We start from the raw sequence: 26,726 nt of genomic DNA, 5'->3' as shown, positions 1-26,726 counted from the left end.
GTTAAATTACTAATGCATTTAAGTAAAGTGTAAGTCGCTTGTTCAATATCACGATCAGTAATAGCGTTTAACATCATTTTTTACACTTTTATTATTTCGATTTAAGCTGCCTCCATCGCTGTTTTCCCTTAGTTGTTAACTGGGTCATCAACCTTCGGCCATGTTCTAAAAATGAATAATATTAGACGTGACGTAGTTTTTTTTAACAAGACGTAGTTGCGCAGTTTGTGTAATAAGCAACTAAAAAGCAAATACAGCTGATAGTCTGCAGTGAGCGAGAACCCGTCATTCAAAAATTTTGATATCTGAAGTCAAGATTTGACCCTCGGCTTTTTTTCTCGGCTTTTTTTTATTTAAATAACAGAGATTCTCGCGCAGGCGGCGATTAGAGTTGCACGAAGTGTGCTGATGAAAATAGACGTGTTTGCTTAGGGCGGCGTAGTTTTCAAGAAAAGCTCCTAAACTGGTTAATTACTTATATTTTTAAAAATAACACACGGGAGGTTTTGTTTCTAGTGGATAAAATTCAATATAAAAATGCTTAAATAAAATACAGGTAATTATTTTTGAAACTTAAATAGTGAGGTAAAAGGCCGCACGAATTTTTTTAAATTATTTTTTAGAGTAATAACCCACGCCTATTTATTAAATAAATAAAATGCTAAAGCCTGCAGTACTTAAGGGTTGGTTTTAATTAAATATATAATTATTCTAAGGAGTTACCTAACGCACTGTTTTAGTGCAACTTTTTAGATGTGTTAGTTTAATTCAGGGTATTGTTGAAGTTAATCGTACAATCCTTAATATTCAAACTTTTATATTATTGACAGCACATTGTTTGGCACTATCATGTACTACAAAATGAATCTTGGCTTAATTTTTGCAAAATTAAACATATTGCTATAAATAATGGAATTAAATAATTGGACACACAGCGGGTTAAGAAACCTTCCGGTTTTACTCTTATAGAATTAATGATAGTAATTGCAATTATTGGGATTTTATATGCAATTGCACTTCCTAGTTATACGAGCTACATACAGCAAAGTAGAAGAGCAGATGTGCAACAGATTTTATTACAACAAACAGCTGTTTTAGAAAGGCAATACACCCGTGTTGGTGGCTACCCAAGTACATTTACTTTTCCTACCTCAGATTATTACTCCTTTAGCTATACAACCGATGCAACTACAGGTGCTTCAAATGGGTCTGAATTTACAATACAAGTTACTCCTAAAGGTGCACAAAAAAGTGACGAGTGTGGCAAGTTGTCTGTAAATCAAAGCGGTACAAAGTCTGCAGATAAATCCCAGTGTTGGTAAAAAAAAGCATTGGCTTTACTTTACTCGAAGTTTTAATCACGATGACTATTATCGGTATTCTAACTGCCGTTGCGGCTCCTTCGTTTATTACTTTTATAAAGCGGGATCGATTAATTACAAACTCGAACCAATTGCATAGTGTTTTTAAGTTCGCGCGAAGCGAAGCGGTCAAAAGGGATCAAAAAGTCTCGCTCAAACTAACAGACAGCCAATGGCAGGTACAAACAGAAATAGACTCTAAGCAAACAATGTTAAACATGTTTGAAATCACGCATAACAGCATTTCAGTCGGCCTTGAAGATATTAATATTTCAAGTACAGGCGAATTAAGTCAATCCTATCAAATTTTAGTAACCGATGGTGATAGCTCAACTTCTGATTTTACACTGTGTATTTTACAAAGCGGGCAAAGTTGGTTAGCTGAGGCGCCTGAAACATGCTAAAGAATCGCAATAAAGGATTTTCTCTTTTAGAGGTTATGATTGCATTAATTATTGCAACCGTGGCTTTATTAGGATTAGCCTCAGGGCAATTAAAATCATTGCAATACATAACAAACAGTTTTAATTATACGGTATCTATAATTGAGGCTAATAATGTATTAGAACGAATTTGGCCACACCTATGCGAACTGCAACAAACGAATCCTGATTTGTACAATGATGCTGATTTCAGAGCTTATTTATCTCCACAGATTGATGCATATACACTTATTTTACCAGCGGATTTTTCTAATGATTTAACTGTTGAAATAACATGGCAAGATAAACGTTTGACTGACAATTTAGAAAACCGTGTTGTAATTACAGGAAGTTTTCCGACGCTACCTGCTGGATGCGTGCCATGAAAAATTTAATAAATAAGCACCATGGTTTTACGTTAATAGAGCTTATGGTTGCACTTGCTGCAGGTATGTTTTTATTAGGTGGTGTGAGCCTGGCTTATTCTTCAATTAATAGCAGTACCAGCACAGCAAAAGATTTAGAAAATGCATTAGATGTAATCCGATTTAGCAGTAAAGTATTTACACGAAGTCTAAAACAAACCAGCTCAATTCCTACTTATAGCGATAATATTTTAAGTGTTGAGCAAGAATCGGGTGTACTTGCATGCACAGGCTCAATAATTAATGCGCCATTCACTGAAAAATATAGTCACGAAGACGACTCATTATTTTGTGATATAGGTAATGGCAAAGTAAAAATATTAAAAGGTGTTAATACAATCAGCTATCTAATTGATAACAATGTTGTGAGTGTCCTTGTAGAACCTACAAACTTACCAAGCCAATTTAATAACAGCTTAGTTATTGATATATCTTTGTCGCAAATGGTAATGAATAAGGCATTTCAATAAATGAAAAATACATCTGGTTTTACGCTTGTTACTGTACTTATTTTAACATCTATGGCTTCAATTGTTGTACTTAGCACTCTTAGAGATAGTGTGATTCAGGAACGTTTGAGTGGTAATTTTCAGAAAAAGTTGAACGCAAGGTTGATGTCTGAAAAAGGCGTATTTTCAAGTATGGAAAAACTTGAAACAGCAATGCTTGCAGACCCGACTATAAATATTAATGATCTAATAGCCCGTAATAGTGAAGTTTCTGGAACAGGCTCACTTGAATCTAGTATATACAATGCAACCATTGAAATTGACAGTAATGGCGATATTTTAATTTCTAGCGAAGGAACCCGCTTTGAAGGTGAGGACCAAATGCAAGCTATATTCGAATATGTAGCAGGTGGTGGCGGAACTACCAGTGCCTCAGTTTTTTCTAATGGAATTACAGGATGCTCTGGTGTTGCAATTAGTGGAAGTGGCTTAATTGATAGTTATGATTCGTCTTTAGGGGATTATAACGACACGCTAGATGATGGCAGTAGAAATACATCAGAAGAATCTTTTGTTAATACAGTTAACGATACTGGTGATATTACGCTCAATGGTAGCGGTACAATTGAAGGTGATGTTTTATCCTCTAGTAACTTATCAATTATTCAAGGCGCAGATGTTACAGGCAATATTCATAGTAATGGCGATTTAATACTCTCTGGTGGTGTGGTTATTGGAGGGGATGCATCTGCATATTTAAGCTTCACACAAAGTAGTGGTACTGTTTCGGGTAGTATTTCTGCAAATGAATCTATATCAGTAAAGCAAACTCCGGTTGGTGGTGATATTAGTTCATCAGGTCCAATTTCGGTTACAGGTAATACAGTCCAAGGAACAATTCGTTCATATGGTTTAGTGGCTCTTACACAAACAATAATACGTAACGGTGTTTACACTTCCGGTAATTATGAACAAACAGGTGGAAGTGTTTTTGGTGGTGTGCGTGTTCAAGGTAATGTAACACTTAAACAGTGGGGCAGCACTATAGATGGTAAAGATTTAAGATACGCAGGTAATGGCTCTTTTAAAGGCGATACACCAGAGTATGCTTTTTCTCCTTATAAAGTATCAAGTACAGAAATATCAATACCAACTATTGAACCTGTTGAAAAAATAACACCAGAAAGTGAAAATAATAGAGGATTAACTGCGTGTGATCCACTTGATATTGCAACAGCAATTGATGGTGTGTCAGTCAATACGGCAAGCCCTGATCTTTTTATAAACAATAATAGCAGTGCAGGTGACTTACTCGAATTAGAAACTAATGAGGCTAACTTTTTAGTAGATTTTGGAAGTACTCCAGATGGTGCCATCACTGCTAAAGCTGCAGCTTTTCTTGATTCAGCAACTCAAATATTTTATTTTGATGACGTGAAAATTAAGGGGCGAATGCAGGTAAAAAGCAACCACAATGCGGTTATGTTTGTAGATGGTGATTTTACAATGAATGGCGCAAGTTCGCTAACGATCCCTGATAACAGCAGTTTAACTATAATAATTAAAGGAAAACTTAAGATAGGAAATGGGGCACAAGTTTACGCACCAGATAATGGAGTTACAAATGAAGGCCGACCCGTTTTTAGTATTTATAGTTCATACAGTGGAAGTGACACTGGGATAGAGTTTTCAGGTGGTACACGAGAGCTTTACGCTGTTATATACGCACCACTTACACAAGTTAAAGTTACTTCAGCTGTCGGTTTTAAAGGTTCTATTTTAGGAGATACCGTTATTGTAAGCGGCGCCGGTGGTATTCACTTTGACACGGCATTAAATGAAGCAAGTTTTGGTGGCTCTTCATCTGGTGGTAATGGATCAACAAGCAAATTAGTTTTTAAAGGGTGGCGCTTTACACCCATTGAACAAAGTAATGAATAAAAAATACTGCTAATAAGCTTATTTATATAAGAGAAGCTATTAGGCTTGCTAAATTAATTGCTCTTATTAATATTCTAAAATTTAAAACTCGAACGTAAAACCAAACGCTCTTAATTTTTCATATACGTTATGTCAAAACAGTAAAAATAGGAGCTCGGGAGCTAGGTTTGTTTTTCTTTGCAGTTTCTTAGCAATTTCATGGCGGCAGTGGTGCTACATTTTGGAGCGAATTTGAAACCTACTATACTAGGGCGTGTTGATCTTTGTGGATTGAAATTTGTTCAATCTAGGGGCGATTAAATCGCGGCGCGAGGTTTGTAACCTAGTGGGCTAAGTAAAAACCGAGCAACAAAGAGTTGATCGTCCCTAGAAAGAACCCAAAGGGCAGCGTATGTTTGGTATTTATGCTGCGTTATCGCCTATTCATGGGGAATAACCACACTACATAGGCTCCGCCTTGCCTAAAAACCAAACATACTGCTGCAAATTCACCCACCAAAGATCAACACGCCCTAGTGGATAGCTAACTTTTTAATTACCGGATTGTTCAATGTAATGCTTATAGACATTAGTTTAGCTGCTTTTGCCGGGTTTGTTTCAGTGATATTTTTATTAAATTTTTTATATGAAACAAAAAGCTTGTACCAATAACAGAGTAAATACTATCCTTTTTAATAAGTGCAAAAACCATAGTAACGGGTTTGGCGCATATTATTAATTTCAAGTCCAATAATATAAATTTAAGATCATTCTCCTTCAATACTTTCATTTTTAAATCCTTATAGTTTTTATCAATTAGGATCGCCATCATAAAGACTAAAAAGCATTCACATTTAAGTTAGATAAGTATGTGGTGCCATCATGAAATATTTCACTTTCCAGAAAGAAAAGGAATTACAAATATAAACATATGATGTATGTTGTCGATATTAAATAATAACAGCAGTGCAAAAACCTGTTAACACATAACGACCTCAACGGGAGAAAATATGAGACAACATCTATTAGGCTTCACACTAGCCCCCTTATTTCTACTTACAACAGCATGCTCGCAGCAAGAAAGCGTAGCTAAAGTTAATAGCACAGAAACACTAAGCGCTTCTCAAAATAGTTACGAGCAATCTGCTCTTTTAAAAATCAGTAAACTTAAAAAGCTGATGGAACAAGCTCAAACAAAACAGATTGATGTGACTCGTGAAGAAAGCGTAGTTTGGTTTGCAGAGCAGTTTTTAAAATTTGCTAACTGGGATGAAAATAATTACGACGCGGTTGTAAAGCTTTTTGGTTACGAGCGCCACTATGCAGCGGACAAGGAAAGGTTAGCAAAAGAGTTACCAAATTTTGAACGCGAAAAAGTAATTCAAATTTTAGATAAAGGTATTGATGACTTGTCTAAAGAGCTTGCAGGCGAAATCAAACGCCGCCCTGTAAATAAGGTTGATTGGCAAAATACTAAAGCACAAGACAATATGTTTGTTAGTAATGGCAAGCCTATTTTTTTATATGACTATTTTTCAAAGAGTGTTGGTCAGCCACTTACAAATAAAGATGTTTATAACGATCATTTAGGCGCGCTCTATCATGGCGGTGAAGATTTATACCCGGTAGATCACGACCGTGCCATTAATTCATTTTTAGTGCGTGAAGATGGCACTTTTGACGAAGAGTTAATGAAAGAGCTAACGCGTATCCCTGATACCAACATTGGTTTTTTAGTTTACTGGTTAATGGGTATTCCAAAGTGGGTTGAAGAGCAAGAGCCAGAAGTTAGAAAAGGCCGTTCGTTATTTACAGGATTCGATATTGATAACCCATTAGCGCGAGATCTTTGGGGTAAAATAATTCGTAAAACGGGTGAGCTTACTAAAGGCAAAAAAGTAACTGAAGTTGGGTTTGTGTTAGCTAACGAGCCGCATTGGTACGCCGAAAAAGGCCATTGGACACAAAAATATGAAGAAATGACCAGCATCTCTTCATACACACTAAATAAGTTTAGAAGTTGGTTAGATAAAAAATACCAAGGTGATATTAACGAGCTAAATGAAAACTGGGGAACGCATTTTAGCCAGTTTACAGATGTAGCTATTGAGATACCTATTGATCCTGCGATTAAAGGCGAGCCTAAGTGGTACGACTGGACGCGTTACAATATGGACAGAAGCACTGACTGGTTTACTTACGTTCAAAACGAACTGCATTCTGTAAATGAAGACGCTGATACCCATATAAAAATTATGCCGCGCATGTTTATGGACGATTCACGCTCTGGCGGTATTGATACCGAAGCATTAGCTGAGTTAACAACCATGGTAGGGCACGATGCTAAGTCGTTTGGTAGCGAAAATATTCGCCCAGGTAAGTCATCTAAGTGGATTGAAAAGTACGCATATAACTGGGGCATAGTTACTATGTTTCATGACTTTATGGAATCAGTTGCGCCGAATAAAATTAATGTAAATTCAGAGTCTCATTTTTTATCATCAGGTCAGTGGCGAGATTTAGACACACGTACAAGCTATGTACGTAGTGTTTATTGGCTTGCAACTTTACTTGGTATGGATGCCAATATGGGCTGGTTTTGGGCGCGTGATCCAGATGGTTCACCAGAGGATCGTTTAGAAGGCGATCTGGACTTTTTTGACCCAGGTCTTGGCGGTGCATTTGCGGGTTCTAACAATATGCAGCCACATGTAACTAACGAAGTTACCCAAGTAATGTTTGATCTTAATAGTTTTTCTGAGGAAATTGTTGAGCTTAGAGAGCAGCGTCGCCCACTTCGTTTGTTTTACTCTGAAACAACAGCAATTAATACAAACGACTATATGACAAAGGGCTACACACTTTACGAAAATTTATTTTTTGAAGGTTTCCCGCTTGGTTTTGCAACTAAAGATGTAATCGAAAAGCAAGACAATAACAATTGGGATGCAATACTGGTTTATCGCAATAACTTTGTTACAGATGAAGAATTTAAAGCGCTTCAAGGGTATTTAAACAAAGGTGGTACCGTTATTTTAGACTCAGCGCAAAGCTTGTCTTTAGACGAGTACGGGCATCCGCGTAAGGCTAAGTTAGTTGCCAGTAAAGGTAAGCTTATTGTTATGCCAAAAGGGGCCGATGTTGAAGCTATTAAACAAACTGCACTTGCAGAGGTTTCGGGTAGTACGCCTGATGTTGTTGTAAAAGTAGATAATGGTGAGTCATTTAAAACCACAACATGGCGTACTGTTAAGCAAGACAATGGTAGTTACCTGGTTAATATTTTAAATTTAGGCCACACAACAGCAACCGTTGATCTGTCGCTTAAAAATGGTAAATCTATTCATGTTAAAAACTTAATGACGAGCAATAAAATGAATACCAGCTTTGATATTCCTTCTGAGGGTGTCTTGCTTGTTGAAGTTACAGCTCAATAAATAGTTTTTTAGCGGGTACATACCTATGTGCTCGCTTTTCAATTAACACGATACATTAAGTTGTGGATAGTAAATGAAAACAAATAATAAGGTTAAACTAATAGCAATATCGTTGAGCTTAATCCTTGGTAGTGCAGGGGTTAATGCTCAGCCGATGCCTCATATTGCGCAACCAGGCGAAAATTGGGTTTTACAAACTGAACGCTCAGATGAGTTTGATATTAAAGATGCTGAAAAATGGAATTTTCAAACAGAAAACTACGGTGTTTGGTCTTGGAAAGATGAAAATGCCAGTGTTTCTGAAGGCATATTAAAACTAACCACTAAACGAGAAACGCATTTAAGAACGTTTTGGGATGGCTGTAATAAAACAAAAGTGCCTAATTATAGATTGTTTTACACTTCGGGAGTTGCTAAGTCTAGGGCAACAGGGAGTTACGGATATTATGAGGCACGTATAAAGGGTGCGGATAAATTTCCGGGAGTATCACCTGCATTTTGGATGTACAGCAAAATAGATCGTACTTTAACGAATGAAGGCGATGTGCAATATAGTGAAATAGATGTAGTTGAGTTAACTCAAAAACAGACGCTTCAGGAGTCGGACCACGACCTACATAATATTGTTATAAAAGATGGCGCACCCAAGTGGATGCGACCTGGTAGCTCGCCAGAAACAAACCATAATGGCTATCACTTACCATTTGATCCCAGTGAAGACTTTCATACTTATGGGGTTAATATAACCAAAGACGACATTACATGGTATGTAGATAACGTTCAGGTTGGCTATAAAAAGAATTTGTACTGGCACCGCGATATGAACTTAACATTATCGCAGGGCTTACGCGCACCGCATACACAATGGAAATGTAATCAATTTTATCCTTCAGATAATCAGTCTGCACAAGGTTTTCCAACATCAATGGAAATTGATTACGTGAGAACGTGGTTAAAGCAATAAAAACCCTAAAGCCCATTCTAATAAAGTGTAAATATTAGCCAAATTAAAATTTACTTGTTGCCAATATAAACATCATATGTTTATATTATTGAAATCAATTTTATGCTTTTATAATAAAGTACAGGCAGATTGCTAAAACACTGACGTAGCAATTTTTAGTTGTTTAAAAGGACACACACATGAACTTATTTAAAATAAAAATGGTGATGCTGTTAGGGTGCTGCACATTATTTGCTCCCAATTTATATGCAAAAGATGCAGAGCTGAAAAACTCTGAAGCCAAAAAGCCAAATGTGCTGATTTTACTGTTTGATGATATGCGCTTTGATACGTTTTCTTATCGTAATGGCCCAGTTTCAACGCCAAATATTGACGCATTAGCAAACGAAGGTACACGTTTTGATCAAGCGATGACATCTACTGGCTTATGCTCTCCTTCGCGCGCGGCTATGTTTACTGGACGCTGGGGACATAAAACGGGGCTTGACGATAACGTGGGGCTTTATCATTCTCGCCTTTCGGAGTTATCACTTAGTGAAGGCAGCGTAATTAAACGTGCAACAAGCGTAGGTTACGACGTAAGTTATGTAGGTAAATGGCACTTAGGTGCACAAGGCCCAGCACTGCGCGGTGCAAACTTTATGTGGGGGCACGATAAAGATGAAGAGCGTAATGGCCGTCCTTTTACGCCTTATGGTACACAAAAAAATGTTGCCCGTATGAATGCAGGTGAGCGCGATAAAAACGGCGAAAAGCACGATTACTACAAAACACTTCCGGGTACATACGCAGATACAGTAACAGCTAAAGAAGTAAACGAAGGCAAATTAATGCTGCAAAATGCGGCCAAATCAGACAAACCATTTTTTGGTATTGTTAGTTTTGAGCAACCTCATCCGCCGTACCGCGTACCAGAACCTTACGCCAGCATGTACGACTACAAAGACATAAAACTTCCTAAAAACTTTGGTATAGAACGTAAACATAAACCAATGGCACAAGATGATATTTGGTGGCCTTGGCACGATGTAAGCCACATGACTGAAACCGATTGGCGCAAAGCGCATAGTTTTTACTATGGTGCCATTGCCATGATTGATCACGCAGTTGGCGAGCTTATTAACACCGCCAAAGAAGAAGGTTTATACGACGACCTACACATTATTTTAGTAGGCGACCAAGGTAGTATGCTAGGCGAGCATAACCTTTATGACAAAGGCCCATATGCCTACGACGAATTAATGCGTATGCCACTTATTATTCGTGACCCTAGCCTTGAGCCTAAAATAATTAACCGCCAAGTGTCTATGCTAGACATAGCACCAACACTTCGCCAGTGGATGACACTCCCCCTTGATGGCGATGAAGATGGACGTTCACTTTTACCATTGATGAAACAAGGCGATAGTGCCGATGCTGATAAAGATGATATTTCGTTATATGCCTACGAATGGTACAACGGTGGATGGTTTGGTATTAGAGCTATACGTACCCCTGAAATGAAATTTGTATGGAATCCAGGCGACAGCCGCGATGAATTATACGACTTAAAAAATGATCCGTACGAAATCACAAACCAAATAGATAATCCTAAATACAAAAAACAGCTTACTTATTTAGTGCATAAAATGGCAGGAGAGCTTAAGCGTATTGAAGACCCATCATTAACTAAATTTAATCACCACATGAAAGCTTTTTTATAGCCGAGTAATGCCCTTTGGTGGGCCTTAATTGGCCTGCTATTTTTTATTATCAAAATTGAGATTGGCACTATGAAAACACACACAAAATTATTGAGCGCTTTATCATCGCTTGCCTTATTAATTGGCTCTGCGGGCATACACGCAAGTGAACAAAAACCCAATATTATTCTTATTGTTGCAGATGACCTAGGTTATGCAGATGTTGGTTTTAATGGCTCTAAGGATATTATTACCCCAAATATTGATGATCTTGCTAAATCGGGTACTTCCTTTTCAGACGCTTACGTAGCGCACCCGTTTTGTGGCCCAAGCCGAGCGGCATTAATGACCGGTCGATATCCACATAAGATTGGCTCACAATTTAATTTACCGACACGCGGCTCAAACGTAGGCGTGCCTACTGACGCTAAGTTTATTAGTAAACTATTAAACGAAAATAACTACTTTACTGGCGCTCTCGGTAAGTGGCACTTAGGTGATGCGCCGCAGTATCATCCAAATAAACGTGGTTTTGATGAATACTATGGATTTTTAGGCGGTGGGCACAATTATTTTCCTGACCAATATCAACTTCAGTATAAAAAGCAAAAGGCACAAGGCTTAAAAAATATTTTTGAGTACATAACTCCGCTAGAGCACAACGGCAAAGAAGTAAAAGAAACGCAGTACATTACTGATGCACTTTCGCGCGAAGCCGTTAATTTTGTAGACAAAGCAGCGGATAAAAAAAATCCATTCTTTTTATATTTAGCTTACAACGCACCGCATGTGCCATTGCAAGCTAAAGACGAAGATATGGCGATGTTTCCTGATATAAAAAATAAAGACCGTAAAACATACGCAGGTATGGTTTACGCAGTTGACCGCGGCGTGGGCAAACTAGTAGAAACCCTGAAAAAAAATAATCAGTATGATAATACGCTTATCGTATTTATGAGTGATAACGGTGGCAAATTAAGTAAAGGCGCTAATAACTTCCCACTTAAAGCAGGTAAGGGCAGTACACAAGAAGGCGGTTTTAGAGTTCCTATGTTGTTTCATTGGCCTAAACATGTACCTGCGGGCAAGCGTTTTTCGCATCCTGTATCGGCACTTGACTTATACCCAACATTTGCAGCTTTAGCGGGCGCTAAAGTTGAAGAAAACCAACATTTAGATGGTACAAATATGTGGCCTGCATTTATTAAAAATGAAAACCCACATAAAGATGAGCCTATTTATGCACTTCGCCATCGTAAAGGTTATAGCGATGCTGCAATTCGTATGAACCAATGGAAAGCATTAAAAGTTAACCAGCAACCATGGCAGTTATTTAATATCGAAAACGATATTTCTGAAAAACACGATGTAAGTAAATCTAACAAAGCACTGTTAACCGACATGGTTCGCGAAATGGAAAAATGGAGCTGGGATAATCAACAACCAAAATGGTTTCACGAAACGGCTGAAGGTGCGAACTGGCGATTAGATGCCATGCCACGATTCGATAAAACGTTTAAAACAACTAAGTAAGTTTTATCAAATTCATGGAGGCTTTATGAAAGTAAAAACTATTGTATGGCATGTTTCTTTGTTATGCATGGGCGCAAGCTTACTAGGTTGTCAACAAGCGAGTGCTCTAGCGGGTGCTCAGCTAACACCGGGCAAAACATTATTTACTGAGCAGCACCAAGCAATTAAATTAGAAAACAAAAATCGCCGTAAATGGGATAACGCATTAATAAGCGATTTAGACCAAGATGGTTACCCAGATTTATTACTTACCGATCATGGTTATACCATTCGTTTGTATTGGAACAATAAAGGTGTTTACGACAAAGGGCGCGACCTGATTGTGGGTGATATGCACGGTATTGGCGTAGGCGATTACGACAAAGATGGCAAAATGGATATTTTGCTTTCGCGTGGTGGTGGCTCTGGCGATAACGCGCGTAATGCTAAGTTATTTCACTTTAACAAAAGAGAAATTGTTGAAGGCGGTGAGTTTTCACCCAAACTGCCAACGTTGCGTGGGCGCACTAGTAAGTTTTTTGATGCCAATAACAACGGTCATTTAGATTTATTACTAATGGGATTCCCGCAGGCTAATAGCGGTAAACAAACCAGTAATTTTATTTATAAAAACGATGGTAGCGGCAATATAACTCACGCAAGTGATTTACCAAAAACTAATCGAGATGGTCAAAAAGTCCTTATTACAGATTTTAATAACGATAAAATTGACGATTTAGTGATTTACGGCGACGGTGCTTTACGTGTTTTAAAAGGCAATGGCGACTTTACCTTTAGTGACGTAACCGCCAATGTTTTACCTAATAAAATAATGGATGCGACGGGTGTTAGCGAAATCGATTTTGATAATGATGGTGACTTTGATTTATATATAAGTCGTGCTAACCCATTACAAGCAGGCGATACGTTTTTTGATGCTAAAAGCCACACATTTGGTTTTTACACCAAGCGTGGACCATTTAAATATGATGACTTACTTATTGGCGATACGCTTAATTTAGTTAACTACCAGTCACCTTATCCAAACCAAGATGTATTTGTAGGCGAAGGCACTTATAAATATAAATTTGAAGGTGAAAGGCACAGTGGTCAAAACGTCAATATTGTTAGCAGTAATGGCCTAGGCTGGGCCGATACCCAACCTAATAAAGGCTTATATGTTGGTTATATAGGCAATGATAAATGGCGTATGGCGGGTAATACTTTTTCACCTACAACGGGTGTTGTAACCGGTGTTAAACATTATACGGTAAATAAAAAACCAATAGCTCCATCAGATTTGTTACTTAAAAATGAAAGTGGAAAATTTGTAGATGTGAGTGCTAAAGCTGGCATTAAAACAAATTTAAATACGACCGGCGTAAGTGTGGGAGATTTTAACAACAACGGCTACCAAGATTTGTTTGTTGTTAAACAAGGCAACTTGGTAACGCCTACATCGCAAATACTGTATTTAAATAATGGCGATAACACATTTAGCCAAGCGACTCATTCGGGATTAATAACAAACACCTTAGGTACCATTGGCTCAGGCGCAAATGTATTTGATTACAACTTAGACGGCCAGGTCGATATTATTATGAATAACGACAGAGGTCAGTGGCACTTATTTAGTAATCAAGCCAATAACAGTAATCACTATGCATTACTGCGTATAAGTAATTCACTTAAGCATAATGCAAGCCCCATTGGCGCTATAGCGACACTTAAAGGCTGTGGTAAAACCCTTACAAGGCGCGTGTCGCCTGATGCCGCACCTTATACACAATCATTTGATAACGTGGTTCATTTTGGTTTAGGCCAGTGCAACGAAATAGATAACGTAAGTGTGCGTTACAGCAATGGCGAAGTAATCAATAAATCTAAGGTTGGGACAGATCAAGTAATCAATTTTTAATTACAACGTTTGATTACGACAAAGTTAACTATGAGAGGTAAAAAGCAAGGTTTGGTAACAAGCCTTGCTTTTTTTTCGCAAAAAATTAAGAGTAAAAGAGAGCAATAATGAATAAAAATAACATCACTCATCTTAAAAATAAATTAGCGGGTTTAGTGTGCTTATTTACTGTGTTTGGTTGCAGTACCCACACGGCTCAAAGCAATAATAAAAATATAAATAAAGGGGGCGAAAGTGCATCTTTAGCGTCTGTTAAAACGTCTAATACACTGCTTGAGAGTGCGAGTTTATTTGCATCACTCCCTGATTATTGCCCAACCCCAGACGCTTTTGCTGTCTCTCCTTCAGGAGAGCTTACTTTATCGTGTGTTAACTATGCCAATAAAGGGCTACAAGCGGGTGTGCTGGTTAATATTAATAATGATAAAACGTTTACTAAAATAGCCCAGTTATCGGGGCCAAACAATAAAGGGAAGGGCCGTCCTATGGGGCTTGCCTATGCCCCCGATGGTGCGTTATTTATAGCCGATAACCAAGGTGCTGGCAAAGCTCGATTACTTAAACTCACCTTAAAAAATAACAAAGTCATCAATACTCAAATAGTAGCAAAAGGCATGAGTTCGCCAAACGGTGTGCGCTATCAAAATGGCTATATTTACGTAACTCAACTGCGTGTGCCAAGTGAAAATAAGGCCGAGACTCTCAGCGGGATATATCGTTTTAAGGCCACAGATACCAATATATTAGTGACTAACAGTACAGATGATCCGCATTTATTGTTTTTGGCTAAAACAGCTAATAAGCAACGTAAATTTGGACTTGATGGCTTAGTGTTTGATTCACAGGGCAACTTGTTTGTAACCAACCTAGGTGACGACTTAATTTATAAATTAACGTTTGATACAAACAACAACCTGCTTAGCCAAAGTACCTATGCAACACTTACAAAAGGAAGTGGACCTGATGGCTTAACTATAGACCCTCAAGGTAATTTATACGCCGCAGGTTTTTTAAATAATCAAGTTATAAAAATTGATACAAACCAAAATGTAACCGTTATTGCATCGTACCCCGATAACAATTCAGAAAATGGTGAATTAGACCAACCCGCCGATATTATTTATTATAAAGGCTCTTTGCTTATGTCGAATTTTGACTTGCTTACAGGCCCAGGCATTACCAATACTGGGCATGGCAAACCTTATACGGTAAGTGAAATTAAGTTACATAATAAGTAAGGTTTTAATTTAAGTTAAGCGCTTAAATTAGGTTCTTAAATTAAAATCGTGTGTATTGCCGTGTATGTTTGAGCTTTAGATTTATGGGCAATACATTTGGTTTACCGCTTTCAAAACTGCTGATTGGCAGCTTTTGATCGCTGTAAATATTCTAATGAGCATAAGTTAATATTATAAACCCTCGTAAATTTCTTTCTGAACAACTCAATTTTGATCATTTTCAACAACATATTTTATTTATTAATGGGGATTTTGAGTCTCTTTTTTTGTTTTGTATAAAAAATAAAAATATCTACATCACTTTCACTTAAATATTAATGAATTTAAATTGTTTAAAAACAGCGATTTAAATTACTTCGTTTAAAAAAGAAACAAAAATGTAAAAATCAAAGTAAACGACTTGTAAATATAAACATCATATGTTTAACTTGATCGCAAGTTAAGCAACGCTCTGAAACGAAATTAGGATACCAGGACGTTCATTCATTTTATCTGTGGCGCTTAACTAACAATAAAAACAGACGACATCATCACACACTGGCATTGAGAAAAACGATGCCGATAAACAGGAGAGCACACAATGCAGCATAACTTTAGGTTATCAGCAGTCTCTGCAGCTATTATTGCTTCGCTTATTTCATCATCTGCTTTTGCACAAGAAGATGAAGAAAAAGAGAAAATAAAACTACAAAAAGATATCGAAATAATTGAAGTCCAAGGAATCAAAAGTAGCTTACGAAAAGCGGTAAACGCAAAGCGCTTTTCCGACAACGTAAGTGACTCAATTCATGCTGAAGATGTAGGTAAATCAACAGATCAAAACATCGCTGATGCACTATCTAGAGTAACCGGGGTGAGTATTCAAGAAGAGGGCGGTGAAGGAACACGTATATCAATTCGTGGTGCCGGACCTTCTTTAAATCAAATATCAATGAATGGTGTAGCACTTACCGGCGGACTAAGTACCGATGGCTCTAGTGCGGGTGCTACTAACGATAACAGTGTTGATTTAAGCTCTTTTTCGTCAGATATATTGTCATCTATCGATGTAATTAAAACATCTTCTGCTGATAACGATGAAGGCTCACTCGGCGCAAGTGTTGTGCTTAGAACTGTAAAACCGTTAAATTTAAATAAACCACGTCGCTCTTTTACGGTTGAAGGGCGCTACAACGAGTTTTCTGATGAAAGTGACTCACGCATTAATTTTAGCTTTTCTGATAAATACTTCGACGACACCTTTGGCTTTATTATAACGGCCTCTAAAGATACCCAAAAAACACGACAAGATCGTATCAATACCGATTGGGCTAACGGCGCAATTCCTATTGTTGATTTAGATGATGCAACTGGTCGTACAGCACATGACACCGTTACAGGCAAAGCAATCAGGGTACTTGGCAATCAACGTGATGCTGATGGAAATAAGCTTTTTGGTGAAAATGGAGAAGCATTATTAAATCCACTGAGTTCACTTAATAATTACGACCCTGAAACGCAAATATTACATGAAGGTGATTTATTTGTTTTAGCGCGTGAGGTTATTGATTTTACATTGAATAATGACCAACGAGATCGCTTGTCAGTGTCTACAGGTTTTCAATACCAACCAACAGAGTCACTCGATATTCAGCTAGATGTAACTCATACAGAGCAAGATGTGTTAACCGACAGTCAACGACTGCGTTTGAACATGGGGCCTGTAACACCTTTAATTTATGCCGGTGACGATAATACAGCACTAAACGGGGTTGATTTATCGACCAATACCTTGCAGCAATCAAGTAGCCGCTCTACAGGTGGTAACTTTGTTCGCTCCTACGGACTTAGAGAAATTGATACTAATGTAGCGTCACTCGATATTGATTATCAGGTAACCGATTCATTAAATATGAATGTAAGAGCTGGTTTTTCTAAAACGACAGATGAAACACCAAATGATGATGAGAAAGACCGTTACATCTCTATTAGTACAGCTACATGGGGCACGGCAGGTCGTCAAATAGTTGAATCAATGCCCGATGGCAGCCACGAAATGGTTGGCTACGACTGTGGCGGCAATGGAGAATGTAGTTACTCAACAGGTGTTACTCCAGGGGAGTTTGACGCCTTTGATGGTACGTCTAATGCGGTATACAGCCGTTTTAATCCGTATGACATGCAGCACAATCACTTAGGTAGTTTAGTGCTTCGTAAAAATAAATTAGCGGATACAAACAAGTCGCTTTTTGTTGATTTTGACTATGCGCTTGATGGCGACTTTCTTAGATCGCTTGAATTTGGAGTTAAGTGGTCAAATCGTAAAAAAGATGTCTCTATTCAAAATAGAGCAACCACAAATGGCAGTGACTTAATAGATTTAGAAGACCCTGATCAAGCGTTTGAAGTACGTGGGCTTGGTACAATTCGCTTAGCCGATATAGTGGCTGATAGCGCCTATCCTTACGATAATTTTGGTGAAGATATTCAATCAGACCGCTCTGCACAGTTTTTTAATGGCTGGCCGTTACTAGATGCCGAAAAAGCGCTTGAAATTGTTTCAGGTAAAGATGCAGGCGAAGTAGGTATACGCGAAACCATTACAGGCAGTCGTAATATTGAAACCGAAACAAAAGCCGCTTATTTTAAAGCAAACTTTGAGCTGATGGATGGCAAGCTAACAGGTAACTTAGGCCTTAGGTATGTAAAAGATGACACAACAGCAACAGGCGTAGGCGGTATTAACTTTATTCGTAATCCGCAAATGGTTGATGCGTACAATTTGTTAGTTGAACGTGGTTTAGCAAATACAAATTTAGATGCCTGCCCGGCAGCTGTTATGGGGGTCTCTGACACGGGTCAGGCTGATCATCGTTACACACCTACAAACGATGCTGAGCTACAAAACTGTTGGGCATGGCAAATCACTCATGCGTATAACCGCTCAAACCCAGCTACTTTCCCTGTTGATCCGCAAACGGGTCAGTTTGTAATTCCCGGTGCTGATGGCAACACTGGGCTGGGTGTAAATCAGCAAGTGTTTGTAGATGAAAATGGCAACATTATAGCTAACAATGCATTACCTTCTTTAATTTACGACAGCAACGGAAATTTAGTTCCAACGTCAGCTAATGCATGGGCACACTTTGCAAGTAACGGACAAATTTGGCCATTTTTAGACAGAACAACCTCATTTGCAGGGCCACAAGGTAGCGGACGTGAAGTACAAGACCGCGTTGCATGGGTTACTAAAAAAGGCGGACATGACGCTTATTTACCTAGCTTAAACTTAAATTATGCAGTTAACGAAGAAATGATTGCACGTTTTGCTGTTAGTAGAACAATGACGCGTCCTCGTTTTGATTCATTAAACCCACGTACACAAATTTTTGAGCAACAATGGGACTCTGCTAATGGCTCAGCAGGTAATGCAAATTTAAAACCGCTTAAATCAACCAATCTCGATTTGTCTTATGAGTGGTACTTTAGCGATTCAGGCTTGCTGTCGGCAGCGTTTTTTTACAAAGATATGAAAGACTTTGAAGAAACGGTGGTTGTTCCGTATCACTACAAAGACGTTAGGACTGAATACGATTTACAAACAGCCGATTTATTACTTGATTACGATGAGAATAGAGCACCAGGTAGCGAAGAAGATTGTATGCCACTTAGGCAAGTTGCGGGATTTTTTGACCAATGGCGCATTGAATGTGACGTTGTAAACGTAACCACAGTAACCAATGGTAAAGGCGCCGATATTAAAGGTGTTGAACTAGGTTACAACCAAAACTATGACTTTTTACCAAGTTATTGGGGTGGCTTAGGTTTAAACATGAACTATACCTACCAAGATTCAGAATCTGATCGTCAGCAGGTAGGTAATACCGATATATTTTTAAAACCACTACCACAACCTTTCACTCCAAAGCATTCCCTAAATACAACACTGTATTGGGAACAAAAAGGGATTCAATTACGTTTAGCGAGTCGCTACACAGGGGATCAATTAGTTAACCGAGGTTTAGTTGGCGGCGCTACATGGCAAGAGGCAACCCATCGTTTGGACTTTAGCTCAAGTTATAAAATTAATAAAAACTTTAGCTTAACTTTTCAGGCACTTAACTTAACTGATGAAACTAACCGAATTTATTACACCAGTTCATTTAGTCGTAATGCGTTTGAAGCTAACTCGCAAGAGGTTGTGCTTGATGAAGGTAATGCAATTGAAGATAGCAGTGTGACTACTTCGCGTACAGCATCAGTTTGGAAAACAGGTCGTCAGTTCCGTGTTGGTCTTCGCGGTACCTTTTAATTGAGAAACTATTAGCAGCGGGCCACGTTAGGCGCGCTGCCTTACAAATCTTGGAGAGTAAGATGAAACATAACTTACTAATAAAAACAGCAATTAGCAGTGTTATATTTTCAGTATTAACAGGGTGCGGTGGAACGGATGAAGGTTACGATCCGCAGTTTAAATCTGATTTAGCACTTGTAATCGATACCGCAGTAATCACGAGCACATTAAATGAAGAGTCCGGAGTTCAAGAAATTGATTTACTGCAAGGCGTAACAATCGACGGTAAACCAGCCTCTGAGTCAGGTGCAACCATAAACGTAAGTGAGTTAGAGTTTGTGGTTAATAATAATTTCACTACCCCACAAACAAGTGCTAATACCATTGCATCACACCGAATTTCACCTTTTACACAATCAAGTGATAGCACTAAATTAGTTATAAATACCGATGCGTTTTCGGCGGCATTAAGACAATGCGACCAAACCGATATAAGAGGCGCTTTAGATGGCGGTGGTAATCCTATTTCTGATGGTAACTTAGATTTTCCGAACCAAGTTATTTATAACATTACATATTCTATCAATAATGGTGCAGCTGTTGAACCGAGCGGCGCACTGCCTACACGTACATTACAATTAACTGTCAATGCGATTGATGATGTTGTAACTGAGGTCAGCGTCTCGCCGATTGAAATTCCTGCTGGTGGTCAAGCAAGTGTATTCGCATCAGCGATACCAAGTTACGCGTGTAACCCCGCACTTATTTATTCAATTGCAGATGAAGATATTGCAACCATTGATGAAAATGGCCTTATTAGCGCTAAAAATACCGGTGAAACAACTATTACAGCCACAAGTGTTGATAACCCCGATGCTTCAGCAAGCGCCACACTTACAGTGACAGGTGCTTTTAGTCTTGCAATAACAAACGACGATAAAAATGAGCTAGGCGCTTCTTCAGGTAACAAGGACGTTCCAATCTGTGTGGCCAGTGGTGTAGAAGTACAGCCGGCTTTACTAAACGCAGAGTTAAGCGGCGAATATACTTTTGATTGGACACTTAACGATGAAGTTTCATTTACGAAAAGCTTAACCGCAAAAAGCGGCTTTGGAGAAGTACTTGCCGTTAAAGCACCTACAACAATAGATAGCTCAAATACGGTAACGGTTGAACTTATTGATGGCGATACAGCAAGTACACCTTTATCACTTATTTCGCAAAAAAGTATTACGGTCAATACCGTTAATAACCAAATGTGTGAGCCGGGTGTGTCTGAACACGAAGCAGGCTTTAACACCGACTTTAACCTCAATGGTGAAGGCGCACCTTATAAAGGCAATGCCACTTATAGCGTATCGGCAACCTCTGTGTCGGGTAATGGTCGTTCGCTTGAAATTACAGCGGGTACTGCAACTCAAGGTGAAGCGAATACACCGTACTCTTTTGCAACTCAGCAAGTTTGGAATAAACAACGCAACTGGTATAGCGCCAACTATGGGCGTGGTGCTGAGTCTGTTGGTAAAACATACCGTTATGCCGTGTGGGTTAAGTTAAATCAAGTGCCTGTTGAACCCGTTACGTTACGCCATGTGGTTGTACCGTGGGTTTATGACGGCATACCTGAGGATGCAAATGGATTTACAGGTCGTTACTCAGAAGCCGGCTTATTTAGCGCAGCACTCGCAGCTACTACGCAGTGGCAATACATCGAGTTTGTAGAGGATTCAACTAATCAACGGGACTGGGCTATTCCAGCTACATGGAGCTCAATTACCGATGTGTTTACCCTTTGGGAAGTGTATGGACTGCCAACGGGTGATTCAATCTTGATTGACGATTACGCAGTTACACGTACCGATATTATAAGTGAATAACAGCTTGACCAAATATTAGTTATTGCTGTTATTACTATTTATTCAGTAATGGCTATTTTAGCAACGATGTGCCGATTGAGGCACATAACTCACACGTTAAATAGGATTACCTATGAAATTCACACACACACAAAAGAAGAAAGTTACGTTTTGCACTCTTTTACTAAGTGCATCAATTAGTTCAGCTTACGCAGACTCAATTGGTAATAAAGCAGGGTATTTTACAAATACTATTACTAATACCGTAGAAGCGACAATCACTAATACGGGACAATGTGGTACTAGCAATAGTGCATCTACTCCAGGTCAATGTACTAATAAAATTATAAATGCACTCAATGCTGCATCAGCGGTTAGTGGTGTAGTAGTTATTAAAAAAGGTACTTATACTTTAAATCGCATTGTTATGCCCTCTAATGTTCGCCTTGAAATAGAACCCGATACTATTTTAAAAATGAATCAAAATATTTTGTTTGATTTTGGTAAAAGTGGCGGCAATGGAGCAAAAGCAGAAAATATTGAAATAACCACAACGGGTGCAAAAACAAATGCGACCCGAAATGACCGTTTTATTATTGATGTAAATACTAATACTATTTTTCAGGATAAACGGATGGTGAGAGTTGGTTATGCCGAAAATTTCTCTATTTCTCGTCTACATCAAAAAGATAACTTCTCGCAAACACCCAATATATTTTTAGTCGCAGATGATAATGGCCAACCAGGTGTTAAAACTGACGCTGGTGGTACTAATATAAATCGCAATGTTGTATTTAACTCAAGTTATGCTCGCATACCTAAAAAAGGTTATTTAGCTGACATCAGTGGAGAAAAAATAGCAACAGGGTATGCCGTTATTCAACCTTTTAGTGGCGAAGATTTATACTTTAAAAATATAAGCGGTGAGCGTGGTATTACAGTGCGCATAGAGCCTGGCAGTGGTTTAGTAACAGATCGCTTAAACCGAGCTGGTCCACGTATCGGTGCATACAGAAACATTATATTAGAAGATATTAGTAATACAGGTGGGTTTGCAGCCATATTTTTAAAACCGCATACAAAAATAAACGAAAACATAGAAATTAAAGGCACAACTGAAGGTAAAAATAGCACTTTTGTTATTTGGGCTGACTCAGGCAGTGCGCCGGTATGGGCTGATACGGACGACATAGGTTTTACGCGTGGATATTTTACTGACACTAAAATAGGCGGCACGGTAAAGCACATTGTTAGTAATAAAAACTTTAAGTCAGATATCACTAAAGCTGGTAGTTACTTTTTACCGCGAGAGGGTATTCGTGATACTGCATCAAATGGCTCTAACGGTAATTTTCAGTTGTTTAAATTGCCTCGCGATGGTTCAGGCGCTCGTTGGTTAGGTCAACCCATAGCACCAATTGCAGTAGTGTCTTCATATTCTCAAAGTGATGTAGGGAATGACTTAGTTAAGCGTTACGACAACCCTTTACTTACTGTTGATGGTGATATTGAAGCCCCAGCTCAAGCATCTGGACAAGATTTAGATGAAGGTAGCAATAACACACTAAGAAAGCGTTATAGAAAGTTTGGCGGTCGATACAACATTAAAATTAATGCTGCTATACAAGCTGACGCTACACTTGATTATTCATTATTAGGACTTAATGCAGGTGATATTACGCGTAATCGATCGACTATTTATCGCGAAAATGCCATTGATGGAACTAATCAAAATGGTGGCAGTATTAAAAGCGCCACCGATTTTATTACCAAATAACTGCGCCGTTTAATTTTAATCCCATAGTTAGTTTAGCTATGGGATTTTTGTTTTGAACTCGTAATTAGGGCGTGTTGATCTTTGGTGGGTGAATTTGCAGCAGACTGTTTGGTTTTTAGGCAAGGCAGAGTCTATGCAGTGTGGTTATTCCCCATAAATAGGCGATAACGCAGCATAAAGACCAAACATGCGCTGCCCTTTGGGTTCTTTCTAGGGACGATTAACTCTTTGTTGCTCGGTTTTTACTTAGCCCACTAGGTTACAAACCTCGCGCCGCGATTAAATCGCCCCTAGATTGAACAAATTTCAATCCACAAAGATCAACATGCCCTAAATATTCCCTAACATTAATTTTAAAATCTGATTTATAGGATGCAAAATTTTATATGAATACTTTACACATTAAAAAGCCAGCAATAAGTGTAATTGCTCTTAGTATGTTGATGTTTTTTGGTAGTAAGAGCGCTTCGGCTAATGAGTTACTACTGCCACTAACGGATCCCCAAAATGAAGGCGAGTGGGTTTTAAACACTCAAGTAAGTGATGAATTTGAAGCCAGCAGTATCGATGAAGAACGTTGGTACATTGTGGGTAAAATAGAAAACGGTAAACCTATTTATAAGCATCCAGATAATCCAAATAAAAAAGTATGGAAAGGCCGCGCACCTTCGCAATTTTCGGGTAATAACTACCGACTAGAAAATGGCAAACTAAAGCTAGAAACACGGTGGGAACCCGACTTTCCTTTTGAAGAAAAAATACATAAACCCGTGTTTGGCGATGCACTTAAATACGAAAACCTGACAACGGCATGCTTTATTGGCAGAAAGTCTTTTCAGTACGGATACATAGAAATTAAAAGCAAAGCCGCTGATGCGCAAGTGAGCAGTGCATTTTGGTCGATGGGCGAAAAGTTAGAAGTTGATTTTTTTGAATTATTTGGCGATTCGCTCGACCCTAAAAAAGATCACATAGACAGTGAATTATGGTGGTCAATCCGCGATTGGAATAAAAAGGTAATGGGCAAGCCCACTTACACAGAACGAAAAGACTTAGGTTTTAGAGTAGCCGATGACTTTCATGTGTATGGAATTGATTGGAGCGCCCAAGGAATTAAATACTATGTTGACGGTAAATTATTTAGCGAAGTATCTGCAGAACAAGCTGATGCCTGGGCAAAAGAGCATCGCGGGGTTGATAAAGGTTACGTAGCCACTAAGCCACTGTTTTTATGGCTTGATCAGGAGACTTTTCCTTGGCATGGCGTACCAAAAAGTAAAGAAGAGCTTGAACGTAATAGCCCTGAGGGCAAAAAAGATGATGGTGTGGTCGACTTTGAAATTGAATACATCCGTGTGTGGCAACAAAAACCATTACAGTCAGTTAAGTAAGGAGTGGGTTAAATGAAAAAAAATAGTAAGCCAGCAAACACGTTATTTTGTTTATCACTGATCGCTACAAGTGTTCTGCTTTATGGATGTAACACCACTCAAAGGGCAAGCAATGAAACGCTAAGCGACAACAGCAGTAATAAATTAATGTTTAGCGAATCGCACAATATCATACCTTTTGAGCCACTATCGCGTCGTAAATGGGACAGTGCGTTGATTGCAGACTTTGATAAAGACGGCTATCAAGATGTATTAATTACTGAGCATACCCACGCAGTAAAAATTTTTTGGAATAACAAAAAAAATACCTTTTCAGCACCACAGATAATTATTAAAGGCGACACACACGGCGTGGCTGTTGCTGACTATGACTTAGATGGTCGTATGGATTTAATAATAGCCCAAGGCGGTGGTGGAGGCCTAAAACCGCGTTTACCTGTATCGTTTCAAATAAATCATGACCGTACTGTTGAAGGTGGAGAAACATTTGATGATTTTGAACGTACACGCGGACGTGCGGTTAAATTAATTGATGGTAATAACAGTGGCACTTTAGATTTAATGCTCTCTGCTTTTCCACTTAAAAAGCAAAAAAAGGGAGCTAATCATATATATAAAAACGAAGGGCATAATCAATTTAAGTTTGTCGATTACTTACCTACTGCAAAATGGCTTGGATATAAAGCCTTAGTTAGTGATTTTGATAATGACGGGCACGATGATTTATTTTTTTACGGTGGAGATGACATTGTTGCAGCGCAGAGTAAATCTGATTTAGGTTATAAAAATAAAAGTAAGGCTGTACTAGGAAATAATCGCAATATTAGCCATGTAAGCAGCATGACCGAAATCGACTTTGATAATGACGGTGACTTTGATTTATTTTTAACCCGCGCTAAACACCAATTTGAACAACACACTTTTTATGACGCTCAATCTCAAAATTTTGCTTTTTTTACTCGTAACGAAGCATTTAAATTTGAAGATTTTAAAATCGAAGGCAATTTTGAAATAGAAAACCTCCAAATGGCTTACCCCCATTTTAATGTGTTTATTGGCAAAAATAGTGCGCCTTTAACACTCGAAGGGCATGGCGGTAGTGAACGTACGGTACAGGTAACAAAAGAGCAAGCTGCTGGCTGGCCTAAAAAACTACATAAAAAAGGTTTATACATAGGTTACTTAGGTAACGATACTTGGCGCGTAGCGGGGGATACTAAATCGCCTACAGCGGGTGTTATTAAAAGAGTGACTAATTCACCCAAAGTAAAAGGGCTTGAGCCATTACCAGCGGTATTATTAGAAAACCAGCAAGGTAAATTTGTTGATGCAACAGCCAAACTCAATATTAATCTTAGCGAACCCACAACCAGTGCTGTAGCCGGGGATTTTAACAACGATGGTTGGAGTGACTTATTTGTATTACGTTATGGCAATCCGGCAAAAGCTAACGAGCAGCTACTGTATTTAAATCAGCAAGGTAAAGGTTTTGAGACTTTACAAGACCATGGTGTTATTTCAACTGAGCTTGGAGCAACAGGGGGTAGCGCACAGGCCTTTGATTACGATAATGACGGCGACCTTGACTTAATTTATTCAAACGAGCGCGGCCGTTGGCATTTATTTACCAACAACACAGCTTTAAACGCGCAGCATAATTTTTTAGTCACTAATATTGGTTACTCACCTAACGCTGGTGTGTCGGCATTGGGAGCTACTGCGACTATAAAAGCGTGTGGGCAAACTTATAAACGCGTTGTAGGCGCAACAGGTGCTGGCTTTTCACAAAGCGAAAACAGCAAGCTACACGTTGGTTTAGGTACGTGTACAAAGATAAATAATGTATCGGTTCGTTGGAGTAATAATGAACATGTAGATATTAGCAATGCGGTAATAAATGATGCTAACGGGCAGTTAGTTGGTAGAAAAGAGCCATTGTAAGTAATTTAAATAATAAAATGCAGATAGAAAAATAGCGCTTAATTAGCTGTCTCTTGATCACAAGTCTGGCTCAAGAGATTTTGCTAAATCGTAGCCTTCCAGGATGGCTTGTAACTTAAGCCATCCTTGCCATAACACTTTCACAGATGCACGCCCTGTG

The 26,726-nt window shown here is 38.6% G+C and carries 16 protein-coding genes; all 16 read left to right on the top strand.

Going from position 1 to position 26,726, the window contains the following annotated elements:
- Positions 1-923: 923 nt before the first annotated feature.
- Positions 924-1,322 (top strand): type IV pilin protein, encoded by a 399-nt coding sequence (locus I6F48_RS02865; RefSeq protein ID WP_197118742.1) that lies wholly within the window; start codon positions 924-926, stop codon positions 1,320-1,322.
- Positions 1,313-1,765: a GspH/FimT family pseudopilin gene (locus tag I6F48_RS02860; RefSeq protein ID WP_165741667.1), complete on the top strand. Its 453-nt coding sequence runs from the start codon at positions 1,313-1,315 to the stop codon at positions 1,763-1,765. Before I6F48_RS02865 ends, I6F48_RS02860 begins: the two co-directional genes overlap by 10 nt.
- Positions 1,759-2,169, top strand: coding sequence for a prepilin-type N-terminal cleavage/methylation domain-containing protein (locus I6F48_RS02855; protein WP_165727826.1), 411 nt, complete (start codon positions 1,759-1,761; stop codon positions 2,167-2,169). The genes I6F48_RS02860 and I6F48_RS02855 overlap by 7 nt, the downstream gene beginning before the upstream one ends.
- Positions 2,166-2,678, top strand: a complete 513-nt coding sequence (locus I6F48_RS02850; RefSeq protein WP_165741665.1) for a PilW family protein — start codon at positions 2,166-2,168, stop codon at positions 2,676-2,678. Before I6F48_RS02855 ends, I6F48_RS02850 begins: the two co-directional genes overlap by 4 nt.
- On the top strand, positions 2,679-4,598 hold the full coding sequence (locus I6F48_RS02845) for a DUF7305 domain-containing protein (RefSeq protein WP_197118741.1): 1,920 nt from the start codon (positions 2,679-2,681) through the stop codon (positions 4,596-4,598). It abuts the gene before it with no gap.
- Positions 4,599-5,587: 989 nt separating this feature from the next.
- Positions 5,588-8,014, top strand: a complete 2,427-nt coding sequence (locus I6F48_RS02840) for a glycoside hydrolase family 42 (RefSeq protein ID WP_197118740.1) — start codon at positions 5,588-5,590, stop codon at positions 8,012-8,014.
- 73 nt (positions 8,015-8,087) lie between these two features.
- Positions 8,088-8,978 (top strand): family 16 glycosylhydrolase, encoded by an 891-nt coding sequence (locus tag I6F48_RS02835; RefSeq protein WP_024594197.1) that lies wholly within the window; start codon positions 8,088-8,090, stop codon positions 8,976-8,978.
- Positions 8,979-9,157: 179 nt separating this feature from the next.
- A complete protein-coding gene (locus tag I6F48_RS02830; protein ID WP_197118739.1) occupies positions 9,158-10,681 on the top strand; it encodes a sulfatase-like hydrolase/transferase in 1,524 nt (507 codons plus the stop codon).
- 69 nt (positions 10,682-10,750) lie between these two features.
- Positions 10,751-12,193 carry a sulfatase-like hydrolase/transferase gene (locus I6F48_RS02825; RefSeq protein ID WP_197118738.1) on the top strand — a complete coding sequence of 481 codons (1,443 nt, stop codon included), beginning with the start codon at positions 10,751-10,753 and terminating at the stop codon, positions 12,191-12,193.
- A gap of 25 nt (positions 12,194-12,218) precedes the next feature.
- Positions 12,219-14,090: a CRTAC1 family protein gene (locus tag I6F48_RS02820; protein ID WP_197118737.1), complete on the top strand. Its 1,872-nt coding sequence runs from the start codon at positions 12,219-12,221 to the stop codon at positions 14,088-14,090.
- Positions 14,091-14,197: 107 nt separating this feature from the next.
- A complete protein-coding gene (locus tag I6F48_RS02815) occupies positions 14,198-15,328 on the top strand; it encodes a Vgb family protein (protein ID WP_197118736.1) in 1,131 nt (376 codons plus the stop codon).
- Positions 15,329-15,908: 580 nt separating this feature from the next.
- The gene (locus tag I6F48_RS02810; protein WP_197118735.1) at positions 15,909-19,619 is read left to right on the top strand and encodes a TonB-dependent receptor; all 3,711 of its coding nucleotides are present in this window, start codon (positions 15,909-15,911) and stop codon (positions 19,617-19,619) included.
- Positions 19,620-19,681: 62 nt separating this feature from the next.
- The gene (locus I6F48_RS02805) at positions 19,682-21,478 is read left to right on the top strand and encodes an Ig-like domain-containing protein (RefSeq protein WP_197118734.1); all 1,797 of its coding nucleotides are present in this window, start codon (positions 19,682-19,684) and stop codon (positions 21,476-21,478) included.
- 112 nt (positions 21,479-21,590) lie between these two features.
- On the top strand, positions 21,591-23,234 hold the full coding sequence (locus I6F48_RS02800; RefSeq protein WP_024594191.1) for a hypothetical protein: 1,644 nt from the start codon (positions 21,591-21,593) through the stop codon (positions 23,232-23,234).
- 386 nt (positions 23,235-23,620) lie between these two features.
- The gene (locus tag I6F48_RS02795; protein WP_231609347.1) at positions 23,621-24,625 is read left to right on the top strand and encodes a family 16 glycosylhydrolase; all 1,005 of its coding nucleotides are present in this window, start codon (positions 23,621-23,623) and stop codon (positions 24,623-24,625) included.
- Between the two features lie 12 nt (positions 24,626-24,637).
- Entirely contained in the window at positions 24,638-26,566 is a 1,929-nt protein-coding gene (locus tag I6F48_RS02790; RefSeq protein ID WP_197118733.1) for a CRTAC1 family protein, read from the top strand.
- The last annotated feature ends 160 nt before the right edge of the window (positions 26,567-26,726 follow it).

The sequence above is a fragment of the Pseudoalteromonas sp. SWYJ118 genome (assembly GCF_015864505.1).
In the GTDB taxonomy this organism is placed as follows: domain Bacteria; phylum Pseudomonadota; class Gammaproteobacteria; order Enterobacterales; family Alteromonadaceae; genus Pseudoalteromonas; species Pseudoalteromonas arctica.
This window is presented reverse-complemented; position numbering and strand designations above follow the sequence as displayed.

Bases quoted from the DNA above. Each gene is read 5' to 3' on its own strand.
- I6F48_RS02840 (WP_197118740.1), top strand. From the start codon at position 5,588: ATGAGACAACATCTATTAGGCTTCACACTAGCCCCCTTATTTCTACTT.
- I6F48_RS02790 (WP_197118733.1), top strand. From the start codon at position 24,638: ATGAAAAAAAATAGTAAGCCAGCAAACACGTTATTTTGTTTATCACTG.
- I6F48_RS02815 (WP_197118736.1), top strand. From the start codon at position 14,198: ATGAATAAAAATAACATCACTCATCTTAAAAATAAATTAGCGGGTTTA.
- I6F48_RS02810 (WP_197118735.1), top strand. From the start codon at position 15,909: ATGCAGCATAACTTTAGGTTATCAGCAGTCTCTGCAGCTATTATTGCT.
- I6F48_RS02855 (WP_165727826.1), top strand. From the start codon at position 1,759: ATGCTAAAGAATCGCAATAAAGGATTTTCTCTTTTAGAGGTTATGATT.
- I6F48_RS02830 (WP_197118739.1), top strand. From the start codon at position 9,158: ATGAACTTATTTAAAATAAAAATGGTGATGCTGTTAGGGTGCTGCACA.
- I6F48_RS02845 (WP_197118741.1), top strand. From the start codon at position 2,679: ATGAAAAATACATCTGGTTTTACGCTTGTTACTGTACTTATTTTAACA.
- I6F48_RS02850 (WP_165741665.1), top strand. From the start codon at position 2,166: ATGAAAAATTTAATAAATAAGCACCATGGTTTTACGTTAATAGAGCTT.
- I6F48_RS02835 (WP_024594197.1), top strand. From the start codon at position 8,088: ATGAAAACAAATAATAAGGTTAAACTAATAGCAATATCGTTGAGCTTA.
- I6F48_RS02820 (WP_197118737.1), top strand. From the start codon at position 12,219: ATGAAAGTAAAAACTATTGTATGGCATGTTTCTTTGTTATGCATGGGC.
- I6F48_RS02825 (WP_197118738.1), top strand. From the start codon at position 10,751: ATGAAAACACACACAAAATTATTGAGCGCTTTATCATCGCTTGCCTTA.
- I6F48_RS02805 (WP_197118734.1), top strand. From the start codon at position 19,682: ATGAAACATAACTTACTAATAAAAACAGCAATTAGCAGTGTTATATTT.
- I6F48_RS02800 (WP_024594191.1), top strand. From the start codon at position 21,591: ATGAAATTCACACACACACAAAAGAAGAAAGTTACGTTTTGCACTCTT.
- I6F48_RS02795 (WP_231609347.1), top strand. From the start codon at position 23,621: ATGAATACTTTACACATTAAAAAGCCAGCAATAAGTGTAATTGCTCTT.